Source organism: Streptomyces sp. NPDC104202 (assembly GCF_055584185.1).
Genome location: NZ_JBVJMN010000010.1, coordinates 123,578 through 141,455 on the forward strand (window position 1 = coordinate 123,578; position 17,878 = coordinate 141,455).

Genomic DNA, 17,878 nt, shown 5'->3' on the forward strand with positions numbered 1-17,878 from the left:
GCCGTACCCCGGATCAGCGGGTCGTGCGGGCGAGCAGCATCGCCACGTCGTCCTGGGCGGGCGCCGCGAGGAGCGTGCCCAGGACCTCGTCGCAGAGGCTGTCCAGCGGCCGGGTGAGCGGACGGAGCGCCCCGGCGAGCTGGCGCATGCCCTCGTCGAGGTCGCGGTCGCGGGCCTCGATGAGGCCGTCCGTGTAGAGCACGACCAGGCCGCCCTCGGGGAGGGTGACCTCCTGGGTGCCGAAGTCGTGGGCCCCGGTGCCGAGCGGGGTGCCGGGCGGTCCGTCGAGGAAGGTGATGGTGCCGTCGGGGGTGGCGACCGCGGGCGGCGGGTGTCCGGCCCGGGCGATGACCCATCCCCGGGTGGCCGGGTCGTGCACCGCGTAGACGCACGTCGCCATCTCGTCCTCGCCGAGGTCGGCCACGACCGCGTCGAGGGAGCTGAGCATCCGGGCCGGTGAGATGTCGTGGCGCGCCAGGGTCCTCACGGCGGTGCGGAGCTGGCCCATGACGGCCGCCGCGTGGATGCCGTGTCCCATGACGTCGCCGATGACGAGCCCCGTCCGGCCGCCGGGCAGGGCGATGACGTCGAACCAGTCGCCGCCGACGTCGTGGGCGCTGGCGGGCAGGTAGCGGCCGGTGAGTTCGAGGCCGGTGACGGCGGGCAGGGCGCTGTTGGTGAGGCTGCGCTGGAGGGTGATCGCCGCTTCCCGCTGGGTGGTGTAGAGACGGGCGTTGTCGATGTTGAGCGCGGCGCGGGCGACGACGTCGTCGATGAGGACGCAGTCCTGCTCGTCGAAGGGCTCGCGGGACCGCAGCCGGGTGACCGTCACCGCGCCGAGGACCTGTCCGCGGGCGACGAGCGGGACCAGCCGGGCCGAGCCGAGGCGGGTGGCGAGGTAGGTGCGGAGGGCCTCGGTGCGCGGGTCGGTGAAGAGCTCGGGGATGTCGGAGGTGTAGAGGTTGGTGGGCCGGCCGCGGAGGACGACCTGTTCGTACACCGAGTCGAGGGGGATCTGGAAGGTCTGTCCCGGGGCGAGGAGGGCCGTGGGGGCGGTCGGGTCGGGGAAGCGGGCGGCGAGCCGTCGCAGGACGCCGCGGGTGGAGGCGGCCGGGTCGTCCGGTTCGAGGACGGACTCCAGCATCTGCACGTCGGCGGAGTCGGCGAGCTGCGGGACCAGGAAGCGGACCGCTTCCTCGGCCGTGGTCTTGAGGTCGAGGGTGGTGCCGATCCGGGCGCCCGCCTCGGCCAGCAGGGCGAAGCGGTGGCGGGCCCGCTCGACCTCGGTGTGGGCCTCCTGGCTCTCGGTGATGTCGACGAGGGAGGCGATGAGCCCGAGGGACCGGCTGTCGGCGCGGTCGACGAGCGGCGCGTAGGAGCAGGACCAGATGTGGTCGCGGTCGGGGTCGGCCGGGGTGCGGCCCACCCGGCGGGCGTCGACGACGGCCGTCCCGCTGCCGAGGACCTGGCGCATCAGCGCCTCCAGGGAGGCGGCGTTGACGCCCGGCACGACCTCGGTGAGGCGGCGGCCGACGTGTCGGGCCGCGGGGACCCCGTTCATCCGGGCGAGGGCGTCGTTCACGCGCAGGAAGCGCAGGTCGGGGCCGAGGAGCGCGAGGCCGATCGGGGACTGGGTGAAGAGGCTCTCCATCGCGGCGAGGTTCTCCCGCATCCGCAGGACCTCGGAGGTCTCGACGGCGATGAGCATGGCTCCGGGCCGGCCCTCCGGGTCGGCGGCGGGCACGATCCACATCTCCATGGCGATGGTGTGGCCGTCGCGGTGCCGGACGGGCAGGGTGCCGACCATGGTCTCGCCCGCCTGGACGCGGTCGGTGAGGCGTTCGGCGAGTTCGCGGTTGGCGTCGGGGACGAGGAGCGGGGCCGCCTGGAGGCCGAGCACGTGTTCGGGGCGGTGGCCGAGGAGGTCCTGGGCGGCGAGCGACCATTCGACGATCCGGCCGTCGGCGTCCTCCCGCCAGAGGGCGATCGGCAGGAGCTCGCGGAGCACGCCGGCGTCCCCGACGGCCGCCCGGGGCGGCTGCGGAACCCTGCTCGCCGACTGATGAGTCTCCAACGCATCGACCTACGCATCGCCCGGGCCCCAGGGGGGCAATCCCTACCGAATCACCCTAGCCGAGACACCGACGGGGGGCTCTGCTCGATGCGGCCGGTCGATGGACGGGCGGTTCCGTAGTTCTACGGATGTGCGGGGCCGTTCCCGCCTGGGACAGTCGGTCCGACCTCTGCCTCCGCAGACCCGAGCGCTTCCCCGCCCCTTCCCGGCACGCCCCGTCCGTCCCCCGGTCCGTGGACCGTACGTCCCCGCACACGCCCCCGCACCGGGCTCCGTACGTCCCGGCCGCCCTTCCCCCACGTCCGTCCCGAGGCGGACCCCCTCGCCCGTCGACCCGCCGACGCGCTCACCCCGTCCCCGCCCGCACGGTCCCCCGCCCTCCGTCTCCCCTCACGCCCCGGAGCCCTCCGCATGAGCAGCCTCTGGCCCGACGCGTCACGTCCCGGCGCGCGTCCGTACGGCGGGACGGCCGCCGGCGCTGAGCCGGAGGACCCGCACGAGCTGCTGCACCGGGCCCGCCGGCTCACGGCCGCGGGGCACCCGGCGGCGGGCCGGGCGTGGGAGCGGGCGGCGGCGGCGCTGCGGCGTGCGGGCGGCACGATCACGCCGGGGGACCACGCGGACGCCCTGGACTCGACGGCCCTGGACTGCCGGGGCAGGGCCCGGCCGGCGGCGAGCCCCCTGTTCTCCCGGGCGGCCGACCTGCACGAACGGGCCGGGCAGCGCGGCAAGGCGCTGGTCTCGCGGGCGCGTGCGGTCGTGGCCGGCCCGGAGCCGGGGGCGGCGGGCTGTGCCGAGCTCGGGGAGCTGTGCGAGCGGGCGATCGCCCTGCACCGGGCGGGCCGGGCCACCGTCGCGCAGACGGCGAGGGTGCTGGTGCTGCGCGCCCGGGCGCGGGCCGACCTCCTCGACGGCCGGCCCGATCCCCGGGCCGAGGCCGCCGAGCTGCGGGGGGAGCTCGGCCGGCTGATCGCGTTCGCCGCGCCGCACCGGGCGGACCCCGCGGTGGTCGGTCCGCTCGCCGACGCCCGGGCCCTCCTGGGCCGGATCTCCGCGCCCGACGACCCGGCCGCGGCCCTCGTCCATCTGCGGGCCGCCGTGGCGGACCAGCGGGACGGGGGCCGGCCGTGGGGCGCCGCCCGGCACGAGCTGCTGCTCGCCGGGGTGCTGCGCGCCGTCGGCGCCCACCAGGAGGCGGCCGGGCTGCTCAGGTCGGCGCTGCGCGCGGACTGCCCCGCGGCCCCGCTGCGGGCCGTCGACCGGGCCCGGCTCTGTCTGGCGCTCGTACGGACGCTGGGGGAACCGGCGGCCGTGGGACCGGCGCCGGGCGGGCACGCCGCCGGGGACGAGGAGGTGGCGCTGCTGGTGGAGGCCGTCCGGCGGGCGGGCGGCGTCGCCGAGGACCCGCGTCCGGCGGCGCTGGCCCGGCTGTGGCTCGGCTCCGTGTACGCGGAGCGCGGGCGCTGCCGGGAGGCCGCCGCGCTCCTCCAGGATTCCCTGGAGGCGTTCACGGCGGCGGGCGACGACGCGGCGCTCGTACGGGCCGGGGCCTGGCTCGCGCAGTCCGCGCTGTGTCTGGGCGAACCGGGCCGGGCGGCCCGCGCGTACGCGGTCGCGGCGGGACGGTGCGAAGACTGGCGGGACCGGCGGCCCGCCGCCGCGCTCCTGCACCGCGCGGCGCACGCGTACGCCGAGGCCGGGGCGCCGGAGCGGTCGGCGCGCGCCTACCAGCGGGCGGCCGAACTCTGGCGCGCGGCGGGCGACCACGACGCCGCGGCGGGCGGGCTGCGCGGCCGGGCCCGGCAGGTGGCGGCCGTCCTGGGCGAGGCCGCCGCGGAGGTGGTCCGGGAGGAGGCCCGCCGCGAGGCCGGGCGGACGGGCCCGCGGGGGGACGGGCTCGGGGACGGGAGCCCGCTCGGGGACGGCGGGGCGCGCGGACCGGAGGCCGTTGCGGGAGGCACGGGCCCGGACGGCGCCGGTCACGCCGGTCCGTGGCCGGAGCTGTCCGGACTACCGGAGCCGTACGGGCGGCCCGGGCGCTACCAGGTGAACGTGTACGGCGATGTGGGCGGGACCGGCCGAGGGGCCGCGGCCGCCGCGAGGACCCGAGTACAGGGGTGTGTGTGAACAGAGTGATCGACGGCCGCTTCGAGCTGACGGAGCGGCTCGGCGGGGGCGGCATGGGCACGGTCTGGCGCGCCCGCGACCTGGCGCTCCACCGCGACGTGGCGCTCAAGGAGGTGATCCCGCCCGGCCGCTCCCCCGCCGGGCACGACGCCGAGGGGGCCGGGACGCTGCGCGCCCGGGTGCTGCGCGAGGCACAGGCGCTGGCGCGGATCGATCACCCGAACGTGGTCACGATCCACCACATCGTGGACGCGGGTGAGGGGACCTATCCGTGGCTCGTGATGGAGCTCGTCACCGGCGGCTCCCTCCAGGACCGGCTGGAGCGGGGCACCATGACCCCGGCGGAGGCCGCCGTCCTCGGCCGTGAGCTGCTGTCGGCGCTGCGCGCGGCACACGAGCGGGGCATCGAGCACCGCGACGTGAAGCCCGCCAACGTCCTGCTGCGGCCGGACGGCCGTCCGGTGCTCACGGACTTCGGCATCGCGGCGATCCGCGAGTCCACCGCCCTCACCGCCTCTGGCTCCGTCATCGGCTCGCCGGACTACATGGCGCCCGAGCGCATCCGCGGCGGCGGCGGTCCGGCGGCCGACCTGTGGTCGCTCGCGCTGCTCCTGTACGTGGCCGTCGAGGGGCACCACCCGCTCCGCCGGGAGAACACCCTGGCGACCCTGGCGGCGGTCATCTCCGACGACGTGCCGGCCCCGGTGCGGGCGGGTCCGCTGACCGGGGTCCTCACCCGGCTGCTGGTGCGGGACCCGGCCGCACGTCCCGGACCGGACGAGCTCGACCGCGCTCTCGCGGCCGTCGCGCAGGCCGGTCCGCCGGCACGGCCCGAGGGCGGCGGGGTACGGGACGCGACGCCGCCGCAGAAGGTGGCCGGGCCGTGGCCCGGGGCCCCGGCGGAGCCCCGGACCGCGGGCGCGAGCGCGTTCGACGCCACCTCGTTCCCCCTGGCGGCCCCCGCGGGTCCGCCGGCCGTGGCGCAGCCGGTCCCGGTCGCCGCGGCCGGGAACCCGTACGCCGGCGGTCCGTACGCCGGCGGTCCGTACGCCGCGGCCACCGCCGCCTCCCCGGCGGGCGCCGGGCGGCGGTCCGGGCGCACCGGCCGCCTCCTGGGCGCGGCGGTCGTGGTGGTCCTCGCGGTCGGGATCGCCGTCGGCGCGATGACCTGGGACGGGAAGCCGGGTGAGCCCGGCGCCCACCCGACGTCCGCGCCCCCGGCGGAGCGGGGGACGGGCGGCGGAGCGGCCACGGCGGCCGCCACGCCGTCGACGGAGCCCACGGCACCGGCGCGGCGCGACCTGCTGACCCCGGACGGGGTGCGGGCTGCCGTGGCGGCGGTGCACGCGGCGACGGGCGGCGCGAAGGTGACGGGGTTCGTGGTGTACCCGGACTACGCGGTGGCCGAGGCGCTGGTGAAGGGCAGCACGAAGCGGTACGACCGGTACGTGTACCGGGGCGAGGACGTGGCCGTGCGACAGGGTCCCGGCGGCACCGCGTTCCCCGGCTCGGTGCCGGCGGACCTGGACGCCTTCGACTGGGACGCCCTGCCGGCGCTCCTGAAGCGCGCCGGGAAGGAGCTGGGCGTCGACCGGCCGACGAGCCGCTATCTCGTCCTCACGCCGGCGTCGACCCTTCTCGGCAGCGATCCCGGGCTGAGCGTCTACCTCTCCGACGCGTACGGCTCCGGCTATCTCAAGGCCGACGCGAAGGGCCGGGTGGTCGCCACCTATCCGCGCGAGAACTGACCGCCGCCCGTCCCGGAGCGCACCACCAGCGAGGCGAGTCCGGCGCGGGTCTCCACGCCGGTCTTGCGGTAGACGCGGGCGACGTGGCTCTCGACGGTGCGGGGGCTGAGGCAGAGCCGGTCGGCCACCGCCTGGTTGGTGAGCCCCTCGGCCACCAGGACGGATATCTCGCGCTCGCGCGGGGTGAGGTCGGCGAGCCGGCCGCCGGCGCCGGGCGGGCCGGGGCGGGTGAGGTCGGCGAGGTCCACCAGCATCCGGGCGCCGCTCTGGACGGCGAGGCGGCGGCCCCGCCGCCAGGCCGCGGCGGCCCGGGGGTCGTCGCCCGCGGCCCGGAGCTGGGGGGCGGCGAGCAGCAGACTGTGCGCCTCGCGGACGACGGCTCCGGAGCGCGCCGCCTCGGACGCCGCCTCGGCGTACGCCCGGGCCGCCGCGGCGGGTTCGCCCTTCTCGGCCAGGAGCCGGCCCCGGGCGCGCGCGGCCGCGCTCCGCTGGACGGGCAGGCCGAGGGCATCCGCCTCGGAGCGGGCGCGCCGGGCGGCCCGTTCGGCCCCCGCGAGGTCGCCGGCGGCGAGCGCGGCCCCGGAGAGGAGTTCGAGGTAGCCGGGGCGCAGGGAGGTCTGGAGCCGGGACAGGTCCCGGCCGCCCCCGGCGCGCGTCAGCACGTCCCGGACCCGGTGCGGGTCCCGGCCGAGCGGGACGCTGTAGCCGAGCAGACAGCGGGCCTGGGTGGCCCACCAGCCCTCGGCGGTCCCGACGGTGGCCGCGGCCTCCTCGGCCGCGGCCAGCGGCTCGGGGTCGCCGAGGGGCCGGGCGTGCAGGAGGAGGGTGGCGCGGATCGCGCGGGTGAAGCCGAGGAGTTCGGCGCCGCCGAGGGAGCGGGCGACGGTGACCGCCTCGTCGGCGAGGTCGAGACCGGTGGCGATCCTGCCGGTCATGAAGTGGACGTACGCCGAGCAGAGCAGGAGCTGGGAGAGCGCGAAGGGCCGTCCGGTGCGGCGGGCCATCGCGACCCCGCGGGTGGCGTGGCGGTCGGCCGCCGCGTACTGCTCCAGGAAGACCTCGCACCAGCCGAGGCGCACCAGGGACTCGGCGTGGCCGGCGAGGCGGCCGTCGGTGAAGGCGTCGGTGAGGGCCGCGGCCCGGGCGGCGTGGTCCCGGGCGGCGGAGGTCCGGCCCTCGTACATCTCGCCGAGCGCGGCGAGCGTCAGAACCTCGGCGGTGCCGGGCTCGTCGCCGCGGCGGCGGGCGTCGTCGAGGGCGTCGGCGACCACGGGGCGCACCTCGGGGTAGCGGGCGGCGAAGAGGGCGCGGCAGCCCCATTCCACGACGAGCCAGGTCCGCAGGTCGGACCGGGGGCCGGGGTCCCGCTCCAGTTCGCGGCGGAGCAGCGCGTCCGCCTCGGGATAGCGGCCGAGGTGGCGCTCCATGAAGGCGCAGAGCAGCACGGCGGAGGTGCGCGCCTCGGCGGTGGCGGCGGTGGCGCCGTCGCGGCCGGCGTCGATGAGCCGGTGGAGGAGGTCGCGGCTCTCGGCGACGCGTCCGGCGCAGCCCAGGGCGCGGGCCCGCCGGAGCTGCAGGTCGGTCCGGGTGGCGTGGTGTTCGGGGGTGTCGGGGAGGAGCGCGAGGACGGCGGCGAGCCACTCGGCGGCACGGGCGGGGTCGGCCACTCCGACGGATTCGGCGGCCTCGACGAGGTCGGCGCCGGTGGCCGGGTCCCAGGCCGTCGCGGCGCGCACGAGGTGCGGGGCGCGCGCGGTGACGGGTGCCCCCGCGGCGGCGAGGGCGTCCGCGGCACGGCGGTGCAGCTCTCTGCGCCGCCAGGGATCGAGCGCGCCGCGGACGAGTTCCGGCAGGGCGGGGTGGCGCAGGCGGAGGCGGTGTCCGTCGCCGTCGTGCCGGACGAGGTCGCGCCGGGCGAGCGCGCGCAGGGCCGCGGCCGTCGTGTCCCGGCGGTCAAGGCCCTCGGCGCGGCGGTCGCCGGGGCCGGTGGACCGTCGGCCACCGGGGGCGGCCGGGTGTCGGTCGCCGGGGCCCGCGGGACCGCGGTCGTCGCGACCGGTCGCGTCCCGGTCGGCGCGAGCGGGGGCGCGCCGGTCGTCGGCGGCGGTCGGGGCGACGGCCGCGACGAGGTCGGCCGTGGCCCGCTCGCCCAGGACGGCGATCGCGTCGACGACGGCCCGTTCCGCGCCGCCGAGGGGGGTGAGTTCGTCCAGGACCAGGGCCACCGGTCCCCTGGCGGCCGGCTCGTCCCCGCGGGTCCGGGCGGCCGCGAGGGCGCGGTGGTAGAGGGGGAAGCCGAGGCTGTCGCGGTGGATCTCCCGGGCCGTCCCCGGCGGCAGGCCGGGGGCGAGTCCGGCCGCGCACGCGTCGGCGTCCAGCGGTCCGACGGCGAGCGCCGAGACGGTACCGGCGTCGGCCGCCCGGGCCAGGACCGACGCGAGGCCGGGCGGGGTCTGACGCTCGCGGCGGGCCACCACCAGCAGGACGGGGGCGCGGCGGGGATGGCGGAGGAGGTGGTCGAGGAGCTCCACGGAGGCCGGGTCGGCGTGGTGGACGTCGTCGAGGAGGAGCAGGAGCCCGGGGGCCTGGACCCGGCCCAGGGCCGCGGCGATCCGGCGTACCCGGGCGGTGCGCCGCGCACCCGGTGCGGTCTCCGGCCCGTCTGCGTCCGCCGCTCGGGCGGGCGGCGCCTCCACGAGCTCCGCGAGGGCCGCGAGGGCCGGGGCCGCGGCCCGGTCGCGGTGGTCGAGGTCGGCGAGGGCGTCGGCGAGGACGTGGAAGGGGGCGGCGGGCCGGTCGTCGGCCGCCGGTACCGGGCGGCCGTGCAGGACGGTCGCCCCGTGGCGTCGGGCGCGGTCCGCGAACGCGGTGAGCAGCCGGGTCTTGCCGATGCCCGGGTCGCCGGTCACGTCCACGGCCACCGGGCCCGTCCCCCGGAAGCGGCTCCGCAGGGCCGCGTCGAGCCGGTCGAGCTCCGCGTCCCGCCCGACGAGGGGCGCGCGGTCGGCGCACCCCCGGTCCGCGAAAGTGTCCACGTACATTCCCCCTCGTACGGTCGTGCGTCCTGCTGTGCGCCGTCTGTGTCTTCCCCGGTCCCAGTTGTACGGCACGGCACCGACAGCGGGGGCGTCATCCCGCCGTGCGGGCACCGGGCGGGGAGCGGCCGGCCGCGGGGAACGCGGCGCGGCCGGACGGCACGGGTCAGGGGTGCATGCGCGCGCCCCTGAGGACCTTGTCGACCGCGTTGCGCGGTCCGTACACGGCGAGGCCGACGAGGTCGAGGTGGTCCGTCCCCACGGCCCGGACCGCCGCCCGGTTGTCGCGGTCGTTGCCGGTGGCGAAGAGGTCGGAGGTGAACACCGCGCGGGGCAGCGCGCGGGCGAGCGCCCGGCCGTGGGCAGCGGTGAGGACCTCCTTCGTGCCCTCGAAGACGAGGACGGGCTGGCGGAACATCGGCAGGTACGGGACGTCGTCGGCGTCGGCGTACGGCGCGCCGGTCACCTCGGGCACCGTGGTGCCGAGGCCGCTGACGAGGAACGCGGTGACGTTGAGCCGCTGCCAGGTCTCCAGGTCCTCGCGGAGCAGGACGGCGATCTTGGTGTCGAAGCGGACGGGGGCGGTGTCGGTGGTGTCCATGCCCCGAGACTGCCGACCGCCCCGCCGTGCCGTCTTGTACATTCCTTGCATGCCTGTCCGGCCTGAGATCTCGGCGTGGCGGCCGCGGGTGCCGGGGGTCGTGGAGGTCTTCCACGCGCACTTCACCGAGCACGCGTACCCGATGCACGTCCACGACGTGTGGACGCTGCTGATCGTCGACGACGGCGCCGTGCGCTACGACCTGAACCGCCGCGAGCGCGGCACGCCGGACGACACCGTGTCGCTGCTGCCGCCGCAGGTCCCGCACAACGGCTCCCCCGCCACGTCGCACGGCTTCCGCAAGCGGGTCCTCTACCTGGACCTGACGCAGCTCGACGAGACCTTCATCGGCCCGGCGGTGGACGGGCCGGACCTGGTCGACCCGCTCCTGCGCCGCCGGGTCGGGCAGCTGCACACCGCGCTCGCGGACCCGGGCGGCGAGCTGGAGGCGCAGAGCCGGCTCGCGCTCGTCGGCGAACGGCTGCGCGGCCACCTGCGGCCCGGGATCGCGGCCCGGCAGCGGCCCCCGGCCGACCCGGGCGTCGCGCACGGGCTGCGGGAGCTGCTCGACGAGCGGCTGCCGCAGGGGCTGTCCCTGGACGAGGCGGCCGGGCTGCTGCACGCCCATCCCGCGCACCTGGTCCGGGCGTTCAGCCGCGCGTTCGGCATCGCGCCCCACCAGTACCTGACGGCCCGCCGGGTCGACCGGGCGCGCCGGCTGCTGCTCGACGGGCAGGCCCCGGGCGACGTCGCCGTCGCGACCGGCTTCTACGACCAGTCGCACCTCGGCCGCGCCTTCCGGAGGATCGTGGGGACCACGCCCGGACGCTTCGCGCGCCGCCGGCCCGGCTGACCGGCACCGACGCCGGCCCGGGGGCACGCGCCGGCGAGGGTGTCGTCGGAAAGGCGGGCGCGGGGCCGGAACAACCGCGTGCTCACGGAGGTTGTGCGAGTCGTCACCCTCCACCTCCTGACGGGCGCCTTCAACCTGCTCGCCGGAACCAGCCGGAACAGAAGGAAGCACCATGAAGATCGGCATCATCGGAGCCGGCAACATCGGCGGCAACCTCACCCGCCGCCTCACCGCCCTCGGCCACGACGTCTCCGTGGCCAACTCCCGCGGCCCCGAGACCCTCGGCGCGCTCGCCGAGGAGACGGGGGCCACCCCGGTCGTCGTCACCGAGGCCGCGCGCGGCGCCGAGGTCGTCGTCGTGACCGTGCCGCTGAAGAACGTCCCCGACCTGCCGTCCGGGCTGTTCGCCGGCGCCGCCGAGGGGTTCGTCGTCATCGACACCGGCAACTACTACCCGCGGGAGCGCGACGGCCGCATCGACGCCATCGAGGACGAGGGGCTCACGGAGAGCCGCTGGACCGAGCGCCAGATCGGCCACCCGGTGGTCAAGGCGTTCAACGGGACCTACGCGCAGGACATCCTGGACCGGCCGCGTCCGGCGGGCGACCCGGACCGGCTCGCGCTGCCGGTCGCCGGCGACGACGCGGCGGCGAAGGAGCGGGTGCGCAGCCTCATCGACGAGCTCGGCTTCGACACCGTGGACGCCGGCGGCATCGACGCGTCGTGGCGCCAGCAGCCGGACACCCCGGTCTACGGACTCCGCGAGGGCGTGGACGCCGTGACCAAGGCGCTCGCCGAGGCCTCGCCCGAGCGCCCGGAGGGCTTCCGGGCCTGATCGTCCGTCACCGGGCGGCCCCGCGGGTGGCGTGCGCGGGGGCCTCCCGGCAGCGGGCTGCGGCGGTCAGCGTGCCCGGGGTGCCGTGAAGGTGACGGCGGAGGCGGGGACGGTGACCTCCGCGTCGCTCCCGAGGGAGTAGGCGGCGACACGGGAGACGGTCGCGGCCGGGACCAGGTCGCTGACCCCGGGGACCGCCGGGCAGTCCTGGGTGGCGTGCGCGTCGTACGGCACGACCACGCGGTAGTCGCGCTCCAGGGCGGCGCGGGCGGTGGCCTGGACGCACATCTCCGACATGACGCCGCAGACGGCGACCGACCGTACGCCCGCGGCGGCGAGGACGCCGCCGAGCGGCGTCCCGTGGAAGCCGTCGTCGCGCGGCTTGCGGATGACCTGCTCCAACGGGCCCGTCTCGACGGGGTGGTGGAGCTCCCAGCCGGGGGTGTGGGGCTCGTCCTCGGATCCGGGCGGGCCGTCGTTCTGCAGGTGGACGACGAGCGCCCCCGCCCGGCGGGCCCGGGCGATCAGGTCCGTCGTCCGGTCGACGAGCAGGGCGGCGGCGGGCACCGCCCCCTCCCCGGTGACGAACGCCGACTGCACGTCCACGACGATCAGGGCGTCCACGGGCTGCGCGAGCTGCGTCATCCCGCCATCCTCGCCCCCGCAGCCCTCCGGCGCCACGGAGTTACCGCCGGACCGGCCGAAACGCCCGGGCGCGCGCCGGTCCCGCCGGGTTAGCCTGACGCGCCGACGAGATGCACGAGCGGGGTGGGGAATGACGGGAATGGACACGTCCGACTGGTGGGAGCTGCTGCCGGCCGGGGTCCGCGACCAGATCGACGGTTTCGTCCTCCAGGACGCCCGGATGCGGGCGGTCCGCGCCCTCCTCGACGTGGCGCGCGCCCGTGGCATCGGACTGCACGAGGCCGAGCGCGTCGTGCACGGCCGCTACCTCCACCTCGGCGACCGGGTCGCCCGCACCCCCGACAGCCCGCTCGACCAGGAGTCCCTGACGGCCCGCGCCGCGGGCTGTGCCGGCCGGGTCGTGGCGATCGAGGCGGTGTGGGACGGCGACACCGTGCACGACTGGTTCGTGAGCCTCTACGCGATCACCGACGAGCCCGCCGGCCAACGCGAACTGGCGACGATCTACCACGGCACGGCGGAGCGGTACCTCCGCTCACGTCCCGAGGCGGCCGAGGCCCGGGACGGGACCGAGGCCCGCAGGACCGGGGCCGGGGCCCCCTCCCGGGTCAGGCGCGGCGGGCGCGCCGCCGCGGCGGTCCGGATGCCCCGGCACCCGTCGGCGACCGTGGCCGCGCGGGTGGGCGGAGACCTGGCCGCCTCGCTCGCCGTGCCCTTCCACTTCGCGAGCCCGGACGACCCGGACGACACGGCGCCGCGCTGGCGGTCGTGAACGCCGGCCGGGACGGCGCCGCACCCGCCCTCCCCGGCCCGGGACGGAGCGACGCCGCCTCGGCCCGCACCGGCCGGCTCACGGCGCCGCCGTCCGCCGTCGTCACGCCCCCGCCGGGCTCCGGCGAGCGGCCCGGACCAGGAGCAGATGCCCCGAGACACCGGTCGTGAACAGGCCGGCCAGCAGGGCCACCAGGGCGATGCCGGAGCCCGAGGCCCAGTGGACGGAGCCCGCGTGCGCGGCGAGCACGACGCCGGCCGCCAGGGCGACCAGGGGAACGGCACGGAGCGCGGGACGCGTGCGGTCCAGGTCGTCCTCCGCCAGGGAGGCGAGCACCCCGACGCCCAGGGACAGCGCCCAGACGCCCAGGCCCTGGGCGTCGGCGCGGTCGACGGGCCAGGGGAGCAGCGGGCCCCAGAAACCGGGGAGGACGAGCAGTCCGGCCCCGATGCCGAGCCAGCCCGAACCGAGCACCGCGAGCGGGGGCTTGGACCAGCCGGGCAGCGGCACGACCGGATGGCGCCCCGTCTCCCGTGCCCGGTGTACGGACTCCGCTCCCCCGTCCGCCCCCTCGGCCACGTCCCGGGCCGGTCGCGCGGAACGGACCGGTCGGCGGTACTGGGCGAGAAGGCATCCCACGGCCGCCAGGGCGAGGGCGCCGAGGGCGGCGACCCAGCCGAGGCTGAACAGGGCGAGGAAGACCGGACCCCCGTGGAAGGCCTGGAGGCTGCCCGCGTTCAGCAGGCTCACGGCGAACAGTCCGACGAGGACCGTCGCGAGCGGCAGAACGAGGCTCCGGACCTCCTCCCAGCGGCGGGCCCGGCCGACCGTGAACAGAGCGGGCGCCACCCCCAGCATGGCCGCGCCGACGAGTCCCGGGCTCAGCGCCTCCGGCGACACCCAGGCACCCGCCCGGTATCCGAGGAGACTCGTGGCGGCCAGCAGCCCCCCGACGGCGAGGCTGATCCCGCCGACGGCGCCGCTCAGGAGCACGACGGCGGGCGACAGTTCGCGCCCGCCCCGCGCCCCGGCGGCCCCGGCCCGCGTCCGTGCCCCGGCCGTGTTCTCGTCCGCCTCCGGGTCTCCCCCTCCTCCGTCGGTCCCCTCCGCCCCGACGGTCCGCGCCCCGTCGCCGCTCGCCTCTCCCACGCCCGGTCCCCCGCCCGCCCGTCGCTCGTCCCCGCTCACGCCTGCCGCCCTTCGCGCGCCGTGCCGGCCGCGGCCGGAATCGCCGTCGCGTCGGACCTCCCGGCCGCCGGGACGCCGGACGGGCCCTGGCGCCTGAGGAGTTCACGGGCGTACAGGACGCGCAGGCTGACGGCGCTCACGGCGGCGTAGGCGAGCATGCCGCCGCCGATGCCGACGCCCGCGAGCAGGGCGGTGGGCTGGTCGAGGTGCATGGACCGCTCCAGGAGGGGCACCGTCACCGCCGAGAACGCGGGGGCCAGGCACAGGGCGACGAGGTGCAGCCGCCATTCCTCGGCCGCCCAGGTCGCGCCCCGCGCACCGGCCCGGAGGGCCCGCACCGCGACGACGGCGTAGATCACGGCGTACGGGACGAGGAAGGCGAGCAGGAGGCGCCGGCCCGCGGTCCCCCCGTCGAGGAAGGCGGAGGTGACCCACACCAGGCCCGCGGCGCCGGCGAGGTGGGCCGCCGCCTGGACCGGCGCGGGGCACCAGGTGCCGGTCAGGCCCGGGACGGTGTCGCGGCGGTCGAGGGCGCGGGAGGCGAGCAGGGCGCCGAAGGCCACGAGGGAGCCGAGGTGCATGAGCGCGACGCGGTTGATGTCGACCATGTCGAGCCCCGGGTAGAGCGCGGGCAGGAATCCCCATTCGAGCCGGAGCAGCGGGGCGGTCATGAGGAAGCCGTAGCAGAGCAGCATCCAGCGCTGGTGCAGGTCGGGGAAGCCGCGGACGGCGGCGAGGACGCCGAAGGTCACGCTGCCGACGGTGCCGACGAGGATCGTGGCGAGCACGATCCAGAACGCGGCCCCGCTGAACGCCTCTTCGGGCGGGGTGCGGACGAGGTAGAGCGCGGCGCCGCCCATCGACACGTACACGGTGACGGCGAAGACGGTCCCGGTGACGCGGTGCAGCCGGACCCGGCGCCGGACCGCGGAGAGCAGCTGGACCGGGCCGAGCAGCATCAGGAGGCCGCCGAGCACCGAGTGCACGATCAGCGGGACGAGGCTGCGCCCGTACGGTCCGATCCGGTCGCGCACGGCCTCGGCGACGAACTCGGGCGAGACGGAGCGGCCGAGGAGCCACTCGCCGACGGCCGGCGCTCCGGGGCTGGCGTAGGGCCAGAGTTCGGTCATGGCGATCGGCGCGTACGCCAGGCAGACCGCCGTCACCGCGACGGTGGCCACCTTCCCCCGCCTCGTGCTGGTCGGACGCCCCACGACGGTCCCCTCCTCCGAACGCGCATAGTCCTTTCTGGACTATGGAGGAAGGTAGGGCGGGGCCCCGGCGAGGTCAACCGGTCGGTAGCGAACTCAGGGTTCGCGGGTCTCGACCCACTGCCAGAAATCGACCATCATCCGCTCATACCGGATGCCGAACTCCAGCGCCTCGCGCTGACCCCGCGTCAGCAGCTCGCCGACGTCGGCGGCGAGTGCCTCGTACTCGTCGAGCGTCCGGCGGTGCTCGCCGACCTGGACGGGGGCGTGGAGGCGCGGGCTGGCGCCGAACCACAGTTTGAGGATGCCCCGTTCGCGGGCCTCGACCGGGACGAAGGCGGGGTCGGCGAGCCAGCCGCGCAGCGCCGCGGAGCCCTCCTCCGTGAGCCGCATCAGGCGCCGGTTGCGGCCACCGGCCTGCCGGACCTCGGACAGGAGCCCGGCCTCCAGGAGCCGGTCGCACTGCGCGTAGACCTGCGCGTGCGGCATCGACCAGAAGGGCGCCACGGTCCGCGCCGCCTCCACCTTCACGTCGTACGGACTGGCCTCACCCAAGGTGTCGATGATGCCGAGCACCAGGAAGGACGGCGTGGTCAAGCGGACTTCAGACATGCCGCCGACCGTATCGCGCGGGGCGGCCGAAGTCCCTGGTGAGGCGGCCATCCGCCACACCCGCCGGTCGTGGACCCGCCACGCGCACGGCCGGACGCCGGGTCCCCACGCGCCCGGCCCGCCCCCGCGGGAACCGGCGGCGGGCACCGTCTACGGGACCGGTCGCCGGCTTCCGGGTCCGACCCGCCGGGGCGGGACGGGCAGCGGGGCCGGGACGGGGAGCGGCGCGAACGACGCGTCCGGTTCGGCCGCGCGCCCGTCCGGCGGGACGCGCTCGGGGCGCAGGAGGTCGTCGAGCGCGCCGAGGCGGATGAGGCGGAGGATCCGGGGCTGGTCGCAGAGGAGCCGCCAGCGCGTCCCGTGGCGGTCGGCGGCGGCGGCGCAGTGGGCGAGGAGGCCGAGCCCGGTGGCGTCGCAGAACGTGAGGCGCCGGAGGTCGACGGTCAGCGCGTCGGACTCCCGCACGAGGGCGTCGAGCTCGGGCCGCAGGTGCCGGACCAGGACGAGGTCGAGCTCGCCGCGGAGCGCGGCGACGGTGACACCGTCGGCCGAACGGACCACGAGATACGGGTCGTGACGGGGGATCAGCTGCATCGGACGCTCCACAGGGTGGCTCCATGTGTCACGTCGAGGGTGGCTGTGTCCGGAAATGCAGGCACGTTTCGCCTCGACCGCTGTCACCTGAATCGGTGAACCGTCTTTTCCTTTTCCCCCACCCGTCCACCCGAGGGGCGAACGACCGCGCGATCGTCCGGGGCGAGCGGGGTGTCCGGACCCGGCCGGGGGGTCACCTCTCACCGGAGTCCCGGCCCGAGGCCGCTTCCAGCGGGATGCGCCGGAACTCCACGGTCTCGTACGGGCTCCGGGTCCCGGTCTCGTGAAGGAGGCCGACCGTGCCCGCGTCCAGGCGGACCAGGTCCGAGTAGGCGGCCCTGCGCCGCGAGACCGGGCGCGGCGCACCGAAGGCCAGGCCGCCGTCCGTACTGCTCCACAGGGCGAGGTCGGCCCGTTCGTCCGGGACGGAGGGCGCCGAGAGGAGCAGCGTGCGGCCGGGTCCGCCGACGTACAGCAGACTGCCCTGCACGACGGGGACGCCGTCGAGGGTGCGCTGCGGTGCGAACGGCCGCGCCAGGGTGACGCCGCCGTCGGTCGAGACGGCGTCCGCGCGGTTTCCGGGAGCGGTGCCGAGCTGGTCGCGAGTGCTGAAGTAGACGGTTCCGTCCGGCAGTTCCGCGGCGGTGGTCTCGTTGGCGTTGACGACGCCGTCGTAGGTGTCGTCGACGAAGCCGATCCGCCAGCTGCGGCCGCCGTCGTCGCTCAGGAGGGCGTGCGCTCCGTAGAGGCGGGGCTCGCGGCCGGTGTCCGGGGAACCCGGGGGCGGCGCCGCCGAGTGGTCGGCGGGGACGAGCAGGCGCCCGGCGTGCGGACCGCGGGCGAGGGCCAGGGCGTGGCCGGGCCCTGTGGCGTACCAGCGCCAGCCGGGGCGCTTGGCGGTCGCCGTGATCTCCCGGGGCTCCGAGAACGACCGGCCGTCGTCGGCGCTGCGCTGCACGAAGACGCGACGGCCGCGCGCCGCCGGGACACCGCCGCCCAGGACCAGGTCCTCCGTGGCCTCGGCGCCGCCGAAGGAGCTGACGAGGACCACGTCGCCGGAGCGGGGGTCGACGACCGGCGCGGGGTTGCCACGGGTGTCGCCGCCGCCGGCGGCGGCCACCCGCGGCGGGCCCCAGGTGCAGCCGCCGTCCTCCGACCGCCGCACCACGATGTCGACGGCGCCGCTGTCCCCGGCGCCCGCGGTCCGCCCCTCGGCGAAGGCGAGCACGGTGCCGGCCGGGGTGCGGACGGCGGCGGGGATGCGGTAGCCCGCGTACCCGCCGGTTCCGGCGGTGTACGGGACGGACGTCGTGCAGCCGGCGCCGGGCCCCGCACGGCCCGGCGCCGGTTCCCCCCGTCCTGGTGGTCCGATGGTTCCCGTGGCGCACAGTCCGGCCGCGGTGACGAGGAGGACCGCGGCCCCCAGGGCTGCACGCCTCACGGGTCCTCCCCTGCCCTTCCGCCGCCGTGCCGCGTCGCGGCCCACCGCCCGAAGATCACCGGCACGGGAGACCGCGGCCTGAACTCCGGGACAACGCCGGGCCTCGCGGAGGCGAAACCCGCGGGCGGGCGCGGCGGGAGGG

General features: G+C 77.4%; 13 protein-coding genes and 1 pseudogene. 5 read left to right on the forward strand and 9 right to left on the reverse strand.

Translation table 11 applies throughout. The features are described from left to right. Positions 1–13 precede the first annotated feature (13 nt). Positions 14–2,074 (reverse strand): SpoIIE family protein phosphatase, encoded by a 2,061-nt coding sequence (locus tag ACZ60W_RS09990; RefSeq protein ID WP_469754848.1) that lies wholly within the window; start codon positions 2,072–2,074, stop codon positions 14–16. Positions 2,075–2,485: 411 nt separating this feature from the next. On the opposite strand from ACZ60W_RS09990, the gene ACZ60W_RS09995 reads away from it, so the two are divergent. Continuing rightward, complete coding sequence (locus ACZ60W_RS09995; RefSeq protein ID WP_469754849.1) at positions 2,486–4,201, forward strand: hypothetical protein; 1,716 nt, start codon at positions 2,486–2,488, stop codon at positions 4,199–4,201. Beyond that, on the forward strand, positions 4,198–5,949 hold the full coding sequence (locus tag ACZ60W_RS10000) for a serine/threonine-protein kinase (protein ID WP_469754850.1): 1,752 nt from the start codon (positions 4,198–4,200) through the stop codon (positions 5,947–5,949). The genes ACZ60W_RS09995 and ACZ60W_RS10000 overlap by 4 nt, the downstream gene beginning before the upstream one ends. On the opposite strand, the gene ACZ60W_RS10005 is transcribed toward ACZ60W_RS10000, so the two are convergent. Both ACZ60W_RS10005 and ACZ60W_RS10010 read right to left on the reverse strand, forming a co-directional pair. Then, positions 5,931–8,984 carry a helix-turn-helix transcriptional regulator gene (locus tag ACZ60W_RS10005; RefSeq protein ID WP_469754851.1) on the reverse strand — a complete coding sequence of 1,018 codons (3,054 nt, stop codon included), beginning with the start codon at positions 8,982–8,984 and terminating at the stop codon, positions 5,931–5,933. The genes ACZ60W_RS10000 and ACZ60W_RS10005 overlap by 19 nt on opposite strands. A 166-nt stretch (positions 8,985–9,150) precedes the next feature. Next, a complete protein-coding gene (locus ACZ60W_RS10010; protein ID WP_469754852.1) occupies positions 9,151–9,636 on the reverse strand; it encodes a DUF2000 family protein in 486 nt (161 codons plus the stop codon). Between ACZ60W_RS10010 and ACZ60W_RS10015 the strand changes: the two genes are divergently transcribed. After that, the gene (locus ACZ60W_RS10015) at positions 9,635–10,438 is read left to right on the forward strand and encodes a helix-turn-helix transcriptional regulator (protein ID WP_469754853.1); all 804 of its coding nucleotides are present in this window, start codon (positions 9,635–9,637) and stop codon (positions 10,436–10,438) included. The genes ACZ60W_RS10010 and ACZ60W_RS10015 overlap by 2 nt on opposite strands. 160 nt (positions 10,439–10,598) lie before the next feature. Beyond that, positions 10,599–11,273 (forward strand): annotated as a pseudogene (locus ACZ60W_RS10020) (NADPH-dependent F420 reductase); the annotation flags it as partial. 66 nt (positions 11,274–11,339) lie between these two features. On the opposite strand, the gene ACZ60W_RS10025 reads toward ACZ60W_RS10020, so the two are convergent. Continuing rightward, positions 11,340–11,918, reverse strand: a complete 579-nt coding sequence (locus tag ACZ60W_RS10025) for an isochorismatase family protein (RefSeq protein WP_469754854.1) — start codon at positions 11,916–11,918, stop codon at positions 11,340–11,342. Between the two features lie 139 nt (positions 11,919–12,057). On the opposite strand from ACZ60W_RS10025, the gene ACZ60W_RS10030 reads away from it, so the two are divergent. After that, entirely contained in the window at positions 12,058–12,690 is a 633-nt protein-coding gene (locus tag ACZ60W_RS10030; protein ID WP_469754855.1) for a hypothetical protein, read from the forward strand. Between the two features lie 102 nt (positions 12,691–12,792). Here the strand turns inward: ACZ60W_RS10030 and ACZ60W_RS10035 are convergent, their stop codons facing one another. From ACZ60W_RS10035 to ACZ60W_RS10055, 5 genes are all read right to left on the reverse strand, one after another. Further along, entirely contained in the window at positions 12,793–13,839 is a 1,047-nt protein-coding gene (locus tag ACZ60W_RS10035) for a hypothetical protein (RefSeq protein WP_469754856.1), read from the reverse strand. A gap of 35 nt (positions 13,840–13,874) precedes the next feature. Further along, complete coding sequence (locus tag ACZ60W_RS10040; RefSeq protein WP_469754857.1) at positions 13,875–15,059, reverse strand: DUF2306 domain-containing protein; 1,185 nt, start codon at positions 15,057–15,059, stop codon at positions 13,875–13,877. Positions 15,060–15,185: 126 nt separating this feature from the next. Continuing rightward, a complete protein-coding gene (locus tag ACZ60W_RS10045) occupies positions 15,186–15,701 on the reverse strand; it encodes a PadR family transcriptional regulator (protein WP_469754858.1) in 516 nt (171 codons plus the stop codon). A 150-nt stretch (positions 15,702–15,851) separates the two neighbouring features. Beyond that, complete coding sequence (locus ACZ60W_RS10050; RefSeq protein ID WP_469754859.1) at positions 15,852–16,295, reverse strand: STAS domain-containing protein; 444 nt, start codon at positions 16,293–16,295, stop codon at positions 15,852–15,854. A 193-nt stretch (positions 16,296–16,488) separates the two neighbouring features. Then, a complete protein-coding gene (locus tag ACZ60W_RS10055; RefSeq protein ID WP_469754860.1) occupies positions 16,489–17,736 on the reverse strand; it encodes a sialidase family protein in 1,248 nt (415 codons plus the stop codon). Positions 17,737–17,878: the final 142 nt, after the last annotated feature.

Bases quoted from the DNA above. Each gene is read 5' to 3' on its own strand.
- ACZ60W_RS10045 (WP_469754858.1), bottom strand. From the start codon at position 15,701: ATGTCTGAAGTCCGCTTGACCACGCCGTCCTTCCTGGTGCTCGGCATC.
- ACZ60W_RS09995 (WP_469754849.1), top strand. From the start codon at position 2,486: ATGAGCAGCCTCTGGCCCGACGCGTCACGTCCCGGCGCGCGTCCGTAC.
- ACZ60W_RS10015 (WP_469754853.1), top strand. From the start codon at position 9,635: ATGCCTGTCCGGCCTGAGATCTCGGCGTGGCGGCCGCGGGTGCCGGGG.
- ACZ60W_RS10030 (WP_469754855.1), top strand. From the start codon at position 12,058: ATGGACACGTCCGACTGGTGGGAGCTGCTGCCGGCCGGGGTCCGCGAC.
- ACZ60W_RS10010 (WP_469754852.1), bottom strand. From the start codon at position 9,636: ATGCAAGGAATGTACAAGACGGCACGGCGGGGCGGTCGGCAGTCTCGG.
- ACZ60W_RS10050 (WP_469754859.1), bottom strand. From the start codon at position 16,295: ATGCAGCTGATCCCCCGTCACGACCCGTATCTCGTGGTCCGTTCGGCC.
- ACZ60W_RS10025 (WP_469754854.1), bottom strand. From the start codon at position 11,918: ATGACGCAGCTCGCGCAGCCCGTGGACGCCCTGATCGTCGTGGACGTG.